Here is an 18,079-nt window from a genome sequence, read left to right as displayed (position 1 = left end):
TTATACTTCCTCCTTAAATTTATGATAGATTTTGTGAATTTCCATCGCTATATATTTGATTTCTTGTTCAGTCGATAACTCATTAAAACTAAATCGTACTGAGTGTTTTGCTCTGTCATCATTCTCATACATCGCTGCCAACACATGAGATGGTGTTGTTGAACCGGCTGTACATGCTGAGCCAGATGATACATAAATACCAGATAGGTCAAGTAACGTTAACATAGTTTCAACATCTATAAATGGAAAATATAAGTTCACAATATGACCAGTAGAATCTGTCATAGAACCATTTATTTCGAATGGGACCGATCTTTCTTGTAAAGTTACAATAAACAAATTTTTCAAATTCATTAAGTGTACATTATTGTCATCTAAATTTGCATTAGCTAGCGTCAATGCTTCTGTTAAGCCAACAATTTGTGGTACATTTTCAGTGCCTGCACGACGTTTTGTTTCCTGTTCGCCACCTAATTGCCAATATGTTACCGGCGTATCTGCTTTTACATAAAGGACACCTACACCTTTTGGTCCTCCAAATTTATGCGCTGTTATACTTAATGCTGCGATATTAAAGTCTTGAATGTCAATTGGTAAATGTCCTACCGCTTGAACTGCATCTACATGAAGCAATGCGTTTGATTCAGCTACAATAGCATCAATATCATACATTGGTTGAACAGTGCCAATTTCATTATTTACAAACATAATTGATACAAGCACTGTGTCCTCTCTCAGAGCTTCACGCAATTGTTGTAAATTAACTATGCCTTCAGTATCTACATCAAGATATGTTACTTCAAATCCTTCACGTTCTAACTGTTCAAACACATGGAGTACAGAATGATGTTCAATTTTTGAGGTAATAAGGTGTTTACCTTTATGTGCTTGCTGATAAGCGATGCCTTTGATTGCTGTATTATTTGATTCAGTTGCACCACTAGTAAAAATAATTTCGCTAGGTTTAACACCAAAAAACTTAGCTACTGTTCTACGCGATTCATCTAAATACTTTCTTGCGTCTCTTCCAATACTATGAATAGAAGAAGGGTTACCATAATGCGTCTCATAAATATCCATCATTTTAGTTATAACTTCTGGTTTAACTGGGGTAGTTGCAGCTGAGTCTGCATATACTTCCATGTTTTGACACTCCTCACAATTTTATCAATGTTCCCATGATAGCACCATATGATTAAATTTTCTAGTTGTCTGTTTGAAAGTTACCAAATGCATCAATATCTTTATAATCTTCTAATAAATTTTTGGTAGCTTCAATATTAAAATCTTCTTTTACTTCTAAATCTTTGTTCACTATTGTTTTATTTTCAATATGCCAATGCGTAGCTTGAAACTCGGAGATGATCACAGCATCATGACTGACAATAAACACTTGTCCATTAAAGCTTTCAATCATTGACATTATTAATTTTTGTGTACGTATATCAAAATAATTTGTCGGTTCATCTAAGATTAATAGATGTGGGCTAGCAAAATAAAGTAATACAAATTGTAAACGGCTTTTTTCACCCATCGATAAATGTTTGATTGGCTGTAGTATCTGATCAGTAGTAAATTGGAATGCGCTTAATATTGTTTGTGCATGACTATTCGTCATACCTTCCAACTTCATAACCAAGTCTTTAGGTGATAAATTATCTGCTAAATTATCATGCTTTTGATCAAAACAAGCGATTTTCAATGAAGGTGAATGTTTTACAGTACCTGTTGTTGGTGCTCTCTTCCCAGTAATAATATCTACAAGTACTGATTTACCACTACCATTGTTACCTGTAACCAAGATATTTTCACCTTTCCTTATATTCAAATTAACTTGGTGGTACAGGCTAGTATTGTTAATGTCGTAACCCATTTGATTAAATTGTAGTAAATATTTATTTTGAAATGTATCGGTTTCTTTAAACTGATACTGTGTTACATCATGTTGATTAGGATTAACAATGTCTTGTTCATTTATTTTGTGTGTTAGTTGTGTTTCTTTTGCCTTGGCACGCTTCATCAATTTACTCAATTTCTTTTGTTCGTATGGATTACGAACACTTGCTTTGGCTTTTACACTCGCATGCCAACGTTGTACTTGATCCATAGATGACTTTAAATCATTGATTTCTTTTTGCGCCTTCTCAAATGCTTTAACTTGTGATTGTTGTTCTATTGATTTAATTTGTTCATAGTTTTCATAATTACCTTCATACATTGTAGTTTTCTGTGAGGTAATTTCTATAATTTGACTTGCTACTATATTAATAAATGACCTCAAATGTGATACTAATAAAATAGTTTGTTTAGATTCATTGATCATATTGGCTAATAAAGTAACCATATGGCTATCGAGATGATTCGTTGGTTCATCTAATAACAGACACGGCTTATTGGACATCAATGCACGAATAATAGCTATTTTTGTTTGCTGTCCCCCACTTAATTCTTTCACTTTTTTATCTAAATCAGAAGCTGACAATTGAAAAAGCTTAGCTTTAGTTAAAATGTCTTGCTCAAATTCATAACCTGATAAATCAATGAATTCACCAAGTGCATCTAAATCTTGAGTCATTTTTCGTTTTAAAGTTAACAGTGTTGCATCCACGCTCATGATATAATCTAGTGCATGCTCTTCACCATACATTGCTAAATTTTGGTGCATCAAATATGTGTCATCTGGATATTTATTGTGTATTGCAGTTAACAGTGTTGTTTTGCCAACACCATTGTCACCTATTAGTGCTACATGATTTCCTTGTTGTATTTGTATATCTACCGTTTCGATTAATGTTTTCCCGTATAGTTCAAATGGTTTTTGAGCATAATAAAAAGACATTACACTTCTCCTCTTTTAACGCAAAGCTGTAATGTCTCTATTCATTTGATAACGATATTTATTTAGTATTGCTACATACTTAAAAAGACAGAGACATCCCAACTAGCGCGATTTTTGTATAGATTTGTTGTAGTTTAAATTGCTTATGAGATTTATCCATTGTCTTAATAAGGCCACCTAACGTTTTAAATTTACTACATTATAGCAGTGAGCATAATTTTACGCAAGCAGAAGTTGGACTGATATACTGAGCAATACGAACATAATTAAAGGAGGAGACAACGAGCAATGCCTAATATAAAACTTTCAGCATTAAACTTGGTTCCTATAAGAGAAGGCCAAACAGATAAAGATGCTATCAGTGACATGGTATCACTAGCACAAAATTTAGAAGACTTAGGTTATGAACGCTATTGGATTGCAGAACATCATAATGCACCTAATTTAGTTAGTTCAGCAACAGCGTTACTAATACAACACACATTAGAACATACCAAACGTATCCGTGTAGGTTCTGGTGGTATTATGTTACCTAACCATGCACCACTAGTTGTCGCAGAACAATTTGGTACGATGGAAACTGTTTTCCCCGATCGTGTAGATTTAGGTTTAGGACGTGCACCTGGCACGGATATGATGACTGCAAGCGCATTAAGAAGAGACCAACATAATGGTGTTTATGAATTTCCAGAAGAAGTAGAACTGCTAGCTACTTATTTTGGACCAGGAAATAAACAAAGCTACGTTCGTGCTTACCCAGCTGTCGATAAAAATGTGCCACTATATATTCTAGGGTCATCAACAGATTCTGCACATCTAGCAGCGCGTAAAGGGTTACCTTATGTATTTGCCGGTCATTTTGCGCCTCAACAAATGCATGAAGCAATACAAATCTACAAAGAATTATTTGAACCATCAGAGTATTTAGCTGAACCTTATATGATTGTTTGCTTAAATGCAATTGTCGCAGAAACTGATGAACAAGCAGAATTTTTAGCTACTACACAAGCACAAGTCATGGTTAGTGTAACACGTGGAAGAATGCAACCGGTTCAACCTCCTACTGATGATTTACAAGGTATTTTAACACCTCGTGAATTTGAATTAGCTAAACAGCGTATGGAGCAATCTTTAGTTGGGTCTGAAGCAACTGTGCAAGCTAAATTAGAATCATTTATGCAAGAGCATGGTGACATTGATGAATTAATGGCTATAAGTTATGTTTACGACCAACAAGAACAACTAGCTTCCTATAAACGCTTAAATAATGTAATTTCTAAAGTAAACAACAGCAATTAAAATAACAAAAAAGCAATACCACGTAGGTATTGCTTTTTATTATTTCTCATCTTTATTATCGTTGTTATCTTCTTTATTGCCGCCAGTGAATTTATCGATTTGTTCACTCGCTTGTTGTGCTTTTTCGTTATCAACATTTTTTAGTTTATCAGATACGCTTTTAGCAGCATCTTTTGCTTTATTTAAGAAATTTTCAGCCATTTTTAATAGCCCCTTTCAATTTAATATAAGTTTATTTTTTTAATTTATCAATTGCTTCATTTGCTTTATTTTTAGCATTTTCCACTACTTCTTTTGCCTTGCCAGAAGTTTTATCTTCTTTTCCTTCATTTTCAAGGTCTTTATTATCTGTCACATTACCGACTGTTTCTTTGATGTTACCTTTGGCTTGTTCTACCTTGCTTTCATCAGCCATGTAATTACCTCCTTCATCGATACATGTTACAGTTATACCACTACATAGTATTATTAAACATAAAAATAATAATTTATTTGATTAGATATAAAACATGTAGCCATCTAAATTATTTGTTTCTTTATAATCTGCTAAATATTGCAACGTTGTATTATCTAAAACTTCTCTCACAGCATCTCTCATACGTATCCATAATTGCTTCTGGGCAGGTGGTTCAGATTCAATACTTTCTACAAATGTTATAGGACCTTCTAACAACCTTATAATATCACCAGCACTGATTTCTTCAGCAGGCACTCTTAGTTGGTAGCCACCTTTAGCACCACGTACACTTCTAATAAGGCCAGCATTTCTTAACGGGCCAACAAGTTGTTCTAAATATAAGTCACTTAAGTTATTTTCTTCAGCGATTGATTTTAAGGATACACATCCCTGTCCTTGCTTTTTAGCTAAAGATATCATTAATGTTAATCCATATCTTCCTTTTGTTGATATTTTCATTGTATAACCTCACTTAATTCGTCTACTTATTTATTCCCATTTTATCATTTTTTACGTTAATATAATATTAGAAAGGTGTGAATGATGTGACAAATGAACCATTAGCGGCTAGAATGCGTCCCAATAATATAGATGAAATCATCTCACAACAACATTTAGTAGGTTCTAGAGGGATAATTAGAAGAATGGTTGATACTAAACGTTTATCTTCCATGATTTTCTATGGCCCTCCAGGCATTGGTAAAACTAGTATAGCTAAAGCAATTGCTGGAAGTACACAGTATAAGTTCAGGCAATTAAATGCAGTTTCCAATTCTAAAAAAGATATGCAAATGGTAGTTGAAGAAGCGAAAATGTCTGGTCAAGTCATTTTACTGTTGGATGAAATTCATAGATTAGATAAAACAAAGCAAGATTTTCTATTACCACATTTAGAAAATGGCAAAATAGTATTAATTGGTGCAACTACATCAAATCCATATCATGCGATTAATCCTGCTATTAGATCAAGAGCTCAAATTTTTGAACTTTATCCTTTAAACGAAGATGATATTCGTTTAGCATTAGAACGTGCACTAGATGATGAAACAAATGGGTTAAAATCTTATGCGCCCACTATAGATGAAGATGCTTTGATATATTTTTCAACCCAGAGTCAAGGTGATGTAAGAAGCGCTTTAAACGCTTTAGAATTAGCAGTTTTAAGTTCAGAAACATCAGAACATGGACGACATATTACGTTACAAGATGCAAAAGATTGTCTTCAAAGAGGGGCATTTTTAAGTGATAAAGATGGTGATATGCACTACGATGTAATGAGTGCTTTCCAGAAATCTATTAGAGGTAGTGACGTTAATGCAGCTTTGCATTATCTCGCGCGACTTATCGAAGCTGGAGACTTACCAACAATAGCTAGACGTTTACTAGTTATTAGTTATGAAGATGTAGGCTTAGCGTCACCTAATGCAGGTCAACGTACATTAGCAGCAATTGAAGCAGCTGAAAGACTAGGATTCCCTGAAGCACGAATTCCATTAAGCCAAGCAGTCATTGAATTATGCTTATCTCCAAAATCAAACTCAGGTATTACAGCAATTGACCATGCCCTTTCAGATATACGTAAAGGCTATGCAGGACAAGTTCCTAATCATTTAAAAGATGGTCATTATAGTGGAGCTAAAGAACTCGGACGTGCAATTGGTTATAAATATCCACACAATTATGATAACGGATTTGTTGCACAACAGTACTTGCCGGATAAACTAAAAAATAAAATATATTATGAACCGAAAACTACTTCCAAAAGCGAACAACAGTTCAAACAAATCTTTGACAATATTACACAAAGTCAACAGAAATAAGGGAGTGGGACAGAAATCCGATTTTGAAAAAATGATTTCGTCGTCCCACCCCGGCAAGGATGACTAGCGTTGAAAAAAGCTTGGTTTAAATCGCATTTTCAATGCAGTCAACTACTGCCCATATGAAAAGAAACTAGGACAAACATTATTGTCCTTATATAATTTTTCATGTCCTATTAAAGGTTATTTATGTCGACTCCAGCGTGAATTGCACTATCGGATGACTACAGGCTGAGGCAGTGCCTACCGAAAGCGTGCATAAAAAAACTGTCAACATAAAACTGGGACAAATCAATGTTTTACCAGATCCATATTTTTTAGAGTCATAATAACAAAATCAGTGGCTCAAAATTTGTAACCGCATGTTTTGCACACTAAAAAACCACCGAATTTGCTACTATTGTCCTTTATCTTTAATACGTGTCACAGGGATATCACTTAAAATATCATTAATGACATAACTTGCACAAATTAGGCCAACAACACTTGGTACAAATGCATTCGAAGACGGTGGCATTTGTCCTTTTCTAGTCGGTGCATTAGCATCACCAACAGTTTCTTTTACGTCTTCTCTAATAACGAGTGGACTTTCATCTGAAAATACTACTGGTACACCTTTTGTAATACCTAATTTTTTTAATTTTCTTCTAATGATTTTAGCGATAGGATCTGTATGTGTTTTAGAAATATCTTCAATTACAAAACGTGTAGGGTCAATTTTGTTAGCTGCACCCATGCTAGAAATCACTTTGATATTACGCTCTAAACATTCTTTCATCAAATGGACTTTATACATAATTGTGTCACTTGCATCAATAAAATAATCGATATCATAATTTGCAAAAAGATCTTCATAAGTATTTTCTGTATAAAACATATGCAATGCTGTCACTTTACAATCAGGATTAATTAATTTAATGCGTTCTTCCATTAAGGAAACTTTACTTTGACCAATCGTTGTTGTTAAGGCATGTATTTGACGATTAACATTAGTAATATCGACATCATCTTTATCGATTAAAATGATATGTCCAATATTAGTACGAGCTAATGCTTCTGCTGCAAAAGTACCAACACCCCCGACACCCAACACAACTACTGTTTGTTCTTTTAATAAATCTAAACCTTCTTGACCATATGCCAATTCATTTCTCGAAAATTGGTGCTTCATAATCAAACTCCTTATAAATTTAACTTTCCATCAAATATAATTATACATGAATTTTACATAGATTTTAATTTTTTATTCACAAAAAAATACGCAAGACCGAAGTCCTGCGTACCGATAGAGTCCGTTTATGTCGTAGTTATAATAGCTTGATCATTCGGCCTGCTAAATACAGGTGGGTGCCCTGTTTCTCATTTTGCAAGTCCTCCTAATTGAGGCGTGTGCGCTATGAGAAAACCTATTGGGCTCCCTGATCAAAGAGTGTTAGGCCCAAATTAAAAAGCAACTTACGAACACTACAGATGACTACCTTATGAGATAATAATAACACATAATTATATATTAGCAAGAATTAAAACTTATATAATTTATTAATGTCTAATTCTTAAAGATAATTCTTCTAATTGATTATCTGAAACTTCACTTGGTGCCTCCGTTAATAAACATGTAGCTGAAGCTGTTTTAGGGAATGCAATTGTATCTCTAAGATTAGTTCTATTCGTTAATAACATAACTAAACGATCAAGTCCTAATGCGATACCGCCATGAGGTGGTGCACCGTATTTAAATGCGTCTAATAAGAAGCCAAACTGTTCTCTCGCTTGTTCTTCAGTAAATCCTAACACTTCAAACATTTTTGCTTGTAACTCACCATCATGAATTCTGATTGAGCCACCACCTAATTCATATCCATTAAGTACAATATCATATGCATTAGCTTGTACTTGTTCTGGAGACTCAGATAATTTAGCAATGTCTTCTTGTTTTGGTGATGTAAACGGATGATGTGCTGCAACATAACGTTTTGCATCTTCATCATATTCCAATAGTGGCCAATCAGTTACCCATAAGAAGTTTAATTTTGATTCGTCAATAAGTGATAATTCTTTCGCCAATTTCAAGCGTAAAGCGCCTAAACTTTGAGCAACTACATTTGGTTTATCAGCTACGAAAAGTAATAAGTCACCTGCTTTTGCTCCAGTTAATGATTGTAAAGTAGCAATATGGCTATCTTCAAAGAAACGACCAATTGGACCATTAACACCATCTTCTACAACTTTAACCCAAGCTAAACCTTTAGCACCGTAGATATTTACAAATTCTGTTAAACCATCAATATCTTTTCTTGTATATTGATCTGCCGCACCTTCTGCCACTATAGCTTTTACTTGTCCATTGTTATTTACAGCGTCTTTAAACACTTTAAAGTCCATATCATGACCAAGTTGTGACACATCAATTAATTCCATTCCAAAACGAGTATCTGGTTTATCTGAACCAAAACGTGTCATCGCTTCATTATATGTCATACGTGGAAATTGTTCTGTTAATTCAATATCTTTAACATCTTTTACAACTTTTTTCAGCATATCTTCGCCCATTGCCATTACATCTTCTTGGCCTACAAAACTCATTTCAATATCGACCTGTGTAAATTCAGGCTGTCTGTCAGCACGTAAATCTTCATCACGGAAACATTTAACGATTTGATAATATTTGTCGAAGCCACTAATCATCAATAATTGTTTAAAAATTTGTGGTGATTGTGGTAAAGCGTAAAATTCTCCTTCATGTACACGTGAAGGTACTAAGTAGTCACGTGCTCCTTCTGGTGTAGACTTTGTTAATACAGGTGTTTCTATATCATAAAAGCCGTCTTGATCTAAATACTGACGAATTGAACGTGTTGTTTGATGACGCATTTTAAATGTTTGCGCAAGTTCTTGTCGGCGTAAATCTAGATATCTATATTTCAAACGAATATTTTCATCAACATTTTGATTTTCTTCATTAATTGAAAATGGTGGTGTTTCAGCTTTATTAATAATGTTAATTTCTGAAACTTGTACTTCTACTTGTCCTGTTGCTATTTTAGGATTTACTGTATCAGGATCACGTTTTGTGACTACACCTGTTACTTCTACAACATATTCTGATCTAACGGATTCAGCTGTTTCTAAAGCTTCTTCTGAAAATGACGGGTTAAAGACGATTTGTACATAACCTTCTCTATCTCTTAAATCAATAAATATTAAACCACCTAAGTCTCTACGGTTATGAACCCATCCTTTTAATGTTACTTCTTGGTCTAATAAATTTTCTGTTACTAATCCACAATATGTTGTTCTCTTACTCACTTTCATCTACTCCTTCTTTTTAAAATATGCGACAACTTCATCTAAATTAATTTTTTCTGTATTTCCTGTAGCCATATCTTTAATGTCAATTTCATTATTTTCTAATTCTTGATCACCGATGACAATTGTATAATTTGCCTGTAGTCTATCCGCTTGTTTCATTTGGCCTTTCACTTTTCTGCTCAAATAATCTTTGTCAGCTTTCACACCATTATGCCGAAGTTCATTTAACAATTTAACGGCATAGTTATCAGCTTCGTGACCCATCGTAACAATGAATAAATCAAAATCATCTTCGACATCCAACTCAATACCTTCATCTTCTAATGCTAATAATAAGCGTTCAATACTTAATGCAAAACCAATACCAGTATTATTTGGACCGCCTAATAATTCAAGTAAACCATTGTAACGTCCACCACCACAAAGTGTCGTTATTGCACCATCGTAATTCGGGTTATCAATCATTAATTCAAATGCAGTATGAGTGTAATAATCTAAACCTCTTACTAAGTTAGGATCTTCTTCATAACGAATATTTAAATTGTCTAAATGTTGTTTGACTTCATCATAATATTTAGTTGATTCAGCATTTAAAAATTCGGTAATACGGGGTGCAGTTTTTACCGCCTCTTTATCTTTATCGACTTTACAATCAAGAATACGCATTGGGTTAGTGTGTAAACGTGATTGACAATCTGAACAAAAGTCACCGATTACTGGTTCAAAATGTTTTACTAATGCTTCATTGTATTCTTTGCGTGAATCTGCATCACCGATACTATTAATAACTAATTTTAAATGCTTTAATCCAAATGATTGATATATATGCATAACCATAGCTAAAACTTCAGCGTCAATACTAGGATTTTCAGCACCAATTGCCTCAACGCCAAATTGTGTAAATTGGCGGTAACGTCCTTTTTGTTTGCGTTCATATCTGAACATAGGACCGTTATAATACAATTTTACAGGTTGGTTAGGATCACCTTGCATTTTATGTTCGATATAAGATCTTACCACTGCAGCGGTACCTTCAGGTCGCAAAGTAATACTGCGATCGCCTTTATCTAAAAAAGTATACATTTCTTTTTGTACAACATCAGTTGAATCGCCAACACCACGAGCAAATAATTCAGTACTTTCAAAAATAGGTGTACGAATTTCTTGATAATTATATAAAGTCATTAAATCATCTAATTTATTTTCAATATATCGCCATTGTTTAGTGTCTTCAGGAAGTATGTCCTGTGTACCTCTTGGAATATTTATCATATTATCTCTCCTTTTAACAATAAAAAAGCCCCTTGCATGATGAATTATCATACAAGGGACGATTGTGCCGTGTTGCCACCCTAATTGACTATAAAATATAAGTTATAGTCCACTTTAGACGAGTAACGTTCGTCAAACGGCTTTATTTTGTATAAAGCACCTGTTCTTGTGTTCATATAGCTTAAACGACTCAGTATAAATTTTCAGCCAAGATTTATATCTCTACACACATTTACGTGTTACCTTTTTGTTTAAGTATTTCAAGAATCATAACGGTTTATTTATCTAATTCATAATAATGATAACTACTTTACATTATTTTTGCAACCTTTTTATTCAGCGAAATATGAACGTAACCCGTCAATCACTGCTTGTTCAACTATTTTTCGATGTAATTCATCACGAATCATATTTTCGTCAGTAGGATTACTTATATAGCCTAATTCTAACAATACAGCTGGTACGTTTGTTTGTCTCAATACTTGATAGTTTTGTTGTCTTGCTCCCCGATCAGATAATAATGCCTTTTTTTGAATACTTGCATTTAAAGTTTCTGCTAATGCTTTTTGATTTTTCTTAAACCAGTAAACGGTACTACCGTTTGCTTTTTGTGATTTCAATGAATCATTATGTATACTTATAAAAGCATCACCTTTTAAATTTCGCTCATCTAACGTAACGTATTCATCAGTTTCACGTGTCATTTTGACATGGGCACCTTCTTTTTCCAATAACGTTTTCAATTCTTGAGCTGTTTTTAAAGTGTATACTTTTTCCAAGCTTTTTTTCTGTGTATTACTTGAAGCTCCCTGGTCACTTCCACCGTGACCAGGGTCAAGTACTATTGTTTTATTTTTTAGTGGTTTTGCACTTGCTGTCTTATCAGGGGCAATATTTAAATTAGTATGCCAACCAGCAATCCAACCTTTTTCTTTACCGTTATTGGATTCTATTTCAATCCATTTACCGGATTCACCTATTTTATGGAAGTTTTGTCCTTTAGATACAGATTTAATTTTGGGATACGTTGCATTAGGTCCAGTAAGCATATCTGCATCTTCGGTAATATAAATAGTACTACTATCTTCGTCATTGTGATTTAAAAAGGCAATTAACATAATGACAAATACAATAAAAATTACCAGGACAATTAGAGTGGGGATATTTTTCATTTTATGATTGCTTAACCAAGTATTGAGCCGTTTCATATAATTTTGCCATCCTGACTTTCGTAAATAATAGTAACAGGTCCATCATTTGTTATGCCAACTTGCATATCAGTGCCAAATTCACCTGTTAATACATTTAAATCATATGCTCGTAAGGCATCATTAAATAGTTCGAAAAGTTCATTCGCCTTATCAGGACTCATAGATTTTGTAAATCCTGAACGGTTGCCTTTTTTGACATCTGCATACAATGTAAATTGTGAAATTGACAAAATTTCACCTGCAATGTCTTTAATACTTAAATTCATTTTCCCATTGTCATCTTCAAACAAACGTGCATTAGCAATTTTTTTTGCTAATATCTCAATATCGTCTGACGTTGATTGTTGACCAACACCTACTAATAAACAATATCCTTGTTGAATCTGATTATTTATTGAATCATTCGTAACTGCTGCATTTTTTACTCTCTGCAAAACGATTTTCATATATGTGGCACCTCTAATTCCAAACTCTAGTTACAGTATAAACATCGCCTAGTTGTTTTATTTTATCAACTACGCGATAAACTTCATTTACATTCTTTACCATTACACTTAGATTAATAACTGCATTTTTATCAATATCTGAACGGCCAGATACTTTCACTAAATTACTATTAGTTGAATTTACTGCTTGTAATACTTCGTTTAATAAACCATTACGGTCATATGCAGTAACTTCTAAATCGACTTGGTACCGTTGTGTTGAATCTTTTGATTTTACCCATTCTACATCTATCAATCTATCTTTTTCATCTTTGATGTTTGGACAATCTGTTCTGTGAACTTTGATTCCGTGCCCTTTAGTAATATATCCTACAATATCATCACCTGGGATTGGATTACAACATTTCGATAGTTTAATTAATACGTTTTCAATTCCTTCAACATAAACACCACTATCTGTCGTAATGTCCTCTTTGATAGGTACGGATTTAGTAATTTCTTGTGCTTGATTTAGAGCTTTTTGTTTATCTTGAATACGCTGTTTTTCAGTTAACTTGTTTACAATTTGTAATGCTGTAACACCACCAAAACCAACTGCAGCATATAAATCTTCTTCATTCGCAAAGTTATATTTATTATTGACTACGTCTATGTTTTCATCGATAAGCACGTCATCAACTCTAAAGCCTTGATCTCTAATCTCCGCTTCTATCATAAATTTACCTTTTTCTATGTTAGATGATCGGTCTTGTTTCTTGAAGAAACTTCTGATTTTACTTTTCGCACTAGAAGATTTTACAATTTTCAACCAATCTCTACTTGGTCCGTAGGAATGTTTACTTGTTCGTATTTCAACAATGTCTCCTGTTTGCAATACATAATCAATTGGTTCAATTTTCCCATTAACTTTTGCACCTATCATCTTATTACCAACTTCACTATGAATAGTGTAAGCAAAATCAATTGGTACCGCGCCATATGGTAATTCTATAACATCACTTTCTGGCGTGAATGCATAAACTTTATCACTTTGTAAATCAAATTTTAAAGATTCCATAAATTCTTCAGCATCTGTAGTTGTGTTATCAGTTTCTGCTAGTTCTTTTAACCAATTTAATTTATTATGAAAATCTTCTGTCTTTTCAGTGACCTGCTTTCCTTCTTTATATGCCCAGTGTGCAGCTACACCATGCTCAGCAATCTCATGCATTTCGAACGTTCTAATTTGTATTTCCAATGGGTCTCCATTCGGCCCAACAACAGTCGTATGTAATGACTGATACATATTTTGCTTAGGCATGGCAATGTAATCTTTAAAACGTCCTGGCATTGGTTTCCATAAGGTATGAACTAAACCTAAAATAGCATAACAATCATTGATGGAATTAACGATTACTCTAATCGCTAATAAATCAAAAATTTGGTCAAATTGTTTCTTCTGTTTGACCATTTTTCTATATATACTATAAATATGTTTAGGTCTGCCATTAATATCACCAACAATCGACATAGCACTCATTTCAGATTGAATCTGGTCAATGGCATTTTGAATATACGCTTCACGTTCACTGCGTTTCTTTTTCATAAGATTAACTATTCTGAAGTATTGAACACTGTCAATATAACGTAATGCAGTATCTTCTAACTCCCACTTAATTGTATTAATCCCTAAACGATGTGCAAGTGGTGCATATATCTCTAATGTTTCTTTCGAAATTCGAATTTGTTTATCTCTTGGCATTGGCTTAATAGTACGCATATTATGCAAGCGGTCGGCAAGCTTCACTAAAATTACACGTACATCTTTGGCAATGGCAATAAACAACTTTCTATGATTTTCAGCCTGTTGTTCTTCTTTAGATCGATATTTAACTTTTTTAAGTTTTGTTACACCCTCAACTATCATCGCCACTTCTTCATTGAACATAGCTTTTACGTCATCAAATGTATAGGGCGTATCTTCTATCACATCATGTAGAAAACCAGCAACAATTGTAGGTCCATCTAGATGCATTTCAGTTAAAATGCCAGCCACTTGTATTGGATGCATAATGTAAGGCAAGCCATTTTTACGGAATTGACCCTCATGTGCCTCATAAGCAATATGATAGCTTTTTAACACATATTCGTACTCATCTTTTGATAAATACGATTTCGCTTTATAAAGTACTTCGTCAGCACTGTATGGATATTCGTTATTCACTTAAGACACCCCACACTTAAAAATTAATCATTTAAAATGTTCATACGGTAAAGTTACCTATGTTGACTAATAACTTTATACATTAGTCTATTATACGCACAATTTTATAAATAATAGTTATATGATACTACATGTTGTAAAATAAATAAACGAGTTATGTAAGAGTTAAGCTATTAAATTGTACTATTTTTAATTTAACAACCTCAGCAATTATAATTTAACACATTGTATCCATATGTATTAATTAAAATAATGTGAATACACAGAATTTTAATTTAAAAAGAAATAATAACATCACCATTTACAGCAACACTATTATTTCTTCATTAAAAATATTTAATTATTCATCGTACGAAATTAAACTCATTACATCGTAATCTTGTATTTTTTCAATACCATTTAAGTACTTCAACTCAATAATGAATGCAATACCTACAACAATACCACCAAGCTCTTCCACTAATTTGATAGCTGCTTCAATCGTACCACCAGTAGCCAACAAGTCATCTGTGATAAGAACACGTTGCCCTGGTTTAATAGCATCTTTATGCATCGTTAATACATTAGTACCATATTCTAAAGAATATTCATAACGAATAACTTCTCTTGGCAATTTTCCTTCTTTACGTACCGGTGCAAAGCCAATACCCATTGAATAAGCCACAGGACATCCAATAATAAAGCCTCTTGCTTCTGGTCCTACAACTAAATCAACATTTCTATTTTTGGCATAATCTACAATTTGATCTGTAGCATAGCCATATGCTTCACCATTATCCATTATAGTTGTAATATCTTTAAAATTCACACCCGGTGTAGGCCAATCTTGTACTTCCGATACATATTGTTTTAAATCCATTCAAACTTCCTCCTATTTAACTCACTAATTCTGCTTTAATCCATTGTTTAAGCTGATTTATATCTTGATAAAGTAAAATCTTTTCAACTTCCATGCGTTCAAGTCGCGCTTGATAATACTTACTAGATTCAATCGTTTTTTTACCTGTATCATTGTTTACAGTTATTATACCATTTTCATCTTTTATAAAGTTCAAATCTAAAAAAACTTTCAAAATAAATTTAAGTGAATTAGGTTTAATACTTAAAAAATCACACAATTGTATACCATCTTGCGCTAAATTAGTTTCACCTTTTGACATTAATGCTTTATAACATTGCTTAAATTGATCCATTTTAGGAACACCTTCAAAATATACAGAATGTTGATGATTCAACATTAAATATATTTGAGATACTTTAACATGCTTTAAGGTATGTTTAATTTCTGCTACGGTCGAAGGCAAATCTCTGAAAACATATTTCTCATAGTTTTGCGTGATGGCTTCTCCATAGTAATAATAATTTTCTCCTAATTTATCTTGTTGTGGATGAATCAAATATGCTACATCCGTATCAGCTGAATTCAAATCAGTAATTTTACTTTTGCTTCTATAATCTAAAATTTGTAAATTGGTACTCGATAAATCTTGAAGCATGAATTGTGGTGATTGATGTCCATTCCATTCATTTATTTGTAAAGTACCTATAATATTAATCGGTTGTTCTGTATTCAACTGACTCGTTAAATGACCATTTTGCCAAAAAATGGCTTGTAATTGGCCCTCACCGAGTGACAATTTTAGATGCTTTTTATCTTGCCCGATACCTTTAGCTTGATGGACCATAATATCTTCTAGTGCAAAGCACGGTAATGCAAAATCTGTGCCAAAAGGTCGTAAACGCTGTATGTCATGAATATTTTGCAAAGTAATGTCTGCTTCGGTGATCTTTACGTCCACTTTTTTTCGAGGTTCTAATGATGTTGTAGTTGCTAATTCTTCCATCCATAATTTTAAACCATCTGCTAATGCAGTTACATTATCTATTGGCAAAGTAACTCCAGCTGCCATGTGATGTCCACCAAATTTCGAAATCAAATCCGAGTGTGCAGTTAAAATTTCGAACATCGAAACTTGATCTATACTTCTGGCAGAACCTTTAGCATGATTTTGTACTGTATCAATGTTTAAAATCAACGTTGGCAAACTATATGTCTCTACTATTTTTGATGCGACAATACCTAAAACACCCTCGTGCCAATCTTCTTGTGCTAACAATAAAAATTTAGCGCCTTGTTGTACTTGTTGCTCAGCCATAACTAATGCTTCTTCTGTTATTTTAGCAACAATATCTTTACGTTCTTGATTAAAAAATTCAACTTGTTCAGCTAAATATTGTGCTTCTTCTAATTCGTTAGTCATTAATAGCTCGGCTGCAAGTGCTGCATCTTCTAATCTACCAACTGCATTTAAGCGTGGCCCAATGATAAAACCTATTGTCTCTTCGGTAATCTCATCTTTATAACCTGCTTGTTCTAACAATGCTTGAATCGCTACTGGACAATGGCTATTCAAAATTTCTAATCCTCGTTGAACTAATGAACGATTTTCATCTGTAAGTGATACTAAATCAGCGATAGTACCAATGGCTACTAAAGCCTGAAAATACTCTGGAGGGTTATCTAATAATGCTTGCGCTACTTTATACGCTACTCCAGCTCCACATAAATATTCGAAAGGATAATCGTATTCTGGATGCATTGGATGAACTATAGCATAAGCATCAGGCATGGTACGCCCTATTTCATGATGATCCGTGACAATTACATCGACACCTAAACTTTGAATCATCTCTATTTCAGAGTGTCCTTGAATACCATTATCAACCGTAATGATTAAATTTATACCTTCTTCATATGCATGTTTGAAAGCTGCTTCATTAGGACCATATCCTTCTGAAAAACGATTAGGTATATACCAACCAACATGTGCACCTAACTCTCTTAATGTGTTAACTAAGATGGTTGTTGAGGTTACTCCATCAGCATCATAGTCCCCATATACTAATATTTTTTCATTTTGATCAATTGCTAGGTTAATGCGATCTATGGCTTTTTGCATATCACTCAAACGCCAAGAGTCATGATTAATATAAGATGTATTGATTAGCATCTCTATTTGTTCACGTGTTGTTATATGTTTACTCTCTAAAATTTTAGTAATTATAGGAGTTAATTTATAATCAGTAATAATATCATCTGAAATGGCTTGTTCAGATGTTTGGATATCCCAATTAAATTTTGATTTAATCATTTAACTCTCCCTCATTTCCAACAGTCATTATACAAAATATTAGTATAAATAAAAAGTAGTTTCCTTTATAC

General features: G+C 33.4%; 15 protein-coding genes and 1 other RNA gene. 2 read left to right on the top strand and 14 right to left on the bottom strand.

The window, feature by feature from the left end; translation table 11 throughout:
* Positions 1 to 1,143 carry a cysteine desulfurase family protein gene (locus MUA37_RS06125; protein ID WP_262624903.1) on the bottom strand — a complete coding sequence of 381 codons (1,143 nt, stop codon included), beginning with the start codon at positions 1,141 to 1,143 and terminating at the stop codon, positions 1 to 3.
* 61 nt (positions 1,144 to 1,204) lie between these two features.
* Positions 1,205 to 2,839, bottom strand: a complete 1,635-nt coding sequence (gene sal, locus MUA37_RS06120) for a Sal family ABC-F type ribosomal protection protein (RefSeq protein WP_262624902.1) — start codon at positions 2,837 to 2,839, stop codon at positions 1,205 to 1,207.
* Positions 2,840 to 3,127: 288 nt separating this feature from the next.
* On the opposite strand from sal, the gene MUA37_RS06115 reads away from it, so the two are divergent.
* A complete protein-coding gene (locus MUA37_RS06115) occupies positions 3,128 to 4,138 on the top strand; it encodes an LLM class flavin-dependent oxidoreductase (RefSeq protein WP_142019616.1) in 1,011 nt (336 codons plus the stop codon).
* 39 nt (positions 4,139 to 4,177) lie between these two features.
* On the opposite strand, the gene MUA37_RS06110 is transcribed toward MUA37_RS06115, so the two are convergent.
* The 3 genes from MUA37_RS06110 to cymR all read right to left on the bottom strand — a co-directional run bounded on the left by MUA37_RS06110 (position 4,178) and on the right by cymR (position 5,054).
* Entirely contained in the window at positions 4,178 to 4,339 is a 162-nt protein-coding gene (locus MUA37_RS06110; RefSeq protein WP_002510458.1) for a hypothetical protein, read from the bottom strand.
* A 31-nt stretch (positions 4,340 to 4,370) separates the two neighbouring features.
* Positions 4,371 to 4,553, bottom strand: coding sequence for a CsbD family protein (locus MUA37_RS06105; RefSeq protein WP_002510457.1), 183 nt, complete (start codon positions 4,551 to 4,553; stop codon positions 4,371 to 4,373).
* 81 nt (positions 4,554 to 4,634) lie between these two features.
* Positions 4,635 to 5,054: a cysteine metabolism transcriptional regulator CymR gene (gene cymR, locus MUA37_RS06100; RefSeq protein ID WP_002510456.1), complete on the bottom strand. Its 420-nt coding sequence runs from the start codon at positions 5,052 to 5,054 to the stop codon at positions 4,635 to 4,637.
* An 86-nt stretch (positions 5,055 to 5,140) separates the two neighbouring features.
* Between cymR and MUA37_RS06095 the strand changes: the two genes are divergently transcribed.
* A complete protein-coding gene (locus tag MUA37_RS06095) occupies positions 5,141 to 6,415 on the top strand; it encodes a replication-associated recombination protein A (RefSeq protein WP_142019615.1) in 1,275 nt (424 codons plus the stop codon).
* Positions 6,416 to 6,812: 397 nt separating this feature from the next.
* Here MUA37_RS06095 and MUA37_RS06090 read toward each other — a convergent pair whose 3' ends face one another.
* The 9 genes from MUA37_RS06090 to recJ form a co-directional block, all read right to left on the bottom strand.
* The gene (locus MUA37_RS06090; protein WP_262624901.1) at positions 6,813 to 7,586 is read right to left on the bottom strand and encodes a tRNA threonylcarbamoyladenosine dehydratase; all 774 of its coding nucleotides are present in this window, start codon (positions 7,584 to 7,586) and stop codon (positions 6,813 to 6,815) included.
* A gap of 114 nt (positions 7,587 to 7,700) precedes the next feature.
* A non-coding RNA gene (gene ssrS, locus MUA37_RS06085) (6S RNA) lies at positions 7,701 to 7,891 on the bottom strand.
* A gap of 63 nt (positions 7,892 to 7,954) precedes the next feature.
* Positions 7,955 to 9,721 carry an aspartate--tRNA ligase gene (gene aspS, locus MUA37_RS06080; RefSeq protein ID WP_262624900.1) on the bottom strand — a complete coding sequence of 589 codons (1,767 nt, stop codon included), beginning with the start codon at positions 9,719 to 9,721 and terminating at the stop codon, positions 7,955 to 7,957.
* 6 nt (positions 9,722 to 9,727) lie between these two features.
* Entirely contained in the window at positions 9,728 to 10,996 is a 1,269-nt protein-coding gene (gene hisS / locus MUA37_RS06075) for a histidine--tRNA ligase (protein ID WP_112369439.1), read from the bottom strand.
* Between the two features lie 332 nt (positions 10,997 to 11,328).
* Positions 11,329 to 12,204, bottom strand: a complete 876-nt coding sequence (locus MUA37_RS06070; RefSeq protein WP_002510451.1) for an N-acetylmuramoyl-L-alanine amidase family protein — start codon at positions 12,202 to 12,204, stop codon at positions 11,329 to 11,331.
* The gene (dtd, locus tag MUA37_RS06065; RefSeq protein WP_262624899.1) at positions 12,201 to 12,653 is read right to left on the bottom strand and encodes a D-aminoacyl-tRNA deacylase; all 453 of its coding nucleotides are present in this window, start codon (positions 12,651 to 12,653) and stop codon (positions 12,201 to 12,203) included. The genes MUA37_RS06070 and dtd overlap by 4 nt, the downstream gene beginning before the upstream one ends.
* Before the next feature lie 13 nt (positions 12,654 to 12,666).
* On the bottom strand, positions 12,667 to 14,856 hold the full coding sequence (locus tag MUA37_RS06060) for a RelA/SpoT family protein (RefSeq protein ID WP_021459896.1): 2,190 nt from the start codon (positions 14,854 to 14,856) through the stop codon (positions 12,667 to 12,669).
* Positions 14,857 to 15,196: 340 nt separating this feature from the next.
* A complete protein-coding gene (locus MUA37_RS06055) occupies positions 15,197 to 15,715 on the bottom strand; it encodes an adenine phosphoribosyltransferase (RefSeq protein ID WP_002510448.1) in 519 nt (172 codons plus the stop codon).
* A gap of 16 nt (positions 15,716 to 15,731) precedes the next feature.
* Positions 15,732 to 18,008, bottom strand: coding sequence for a single-stranded-DNA-specific exonuclease RecJ (gene recJ / locus MUA37_RS06050; RefSeq protein ID WP_232198681.1), 2,277 nt, complete (start codon positions 18,006 to 18,008; stop codon positions 15,732 to 15,734).
* Between the last annotated feature and the right edge of the window lie 71 nt (positions 18,009 to 18,079).

The sequence above is a fragment of the Staphylococcus arlettae genome, from assembly GCF_025560845.1.
In the GTDB taxonomy this organism is placed as follows: domain Bacteria; phylum Bacillota; class Bacilli; order Staphylococcales; family Staphylococcaceae; genus Staphylococcus; species Staphylococcus arlettae.
Note: the sequence above shows the minus strand (reverse complement) of the source record. Positions and strands in the feature narration are given on the sequence as shown.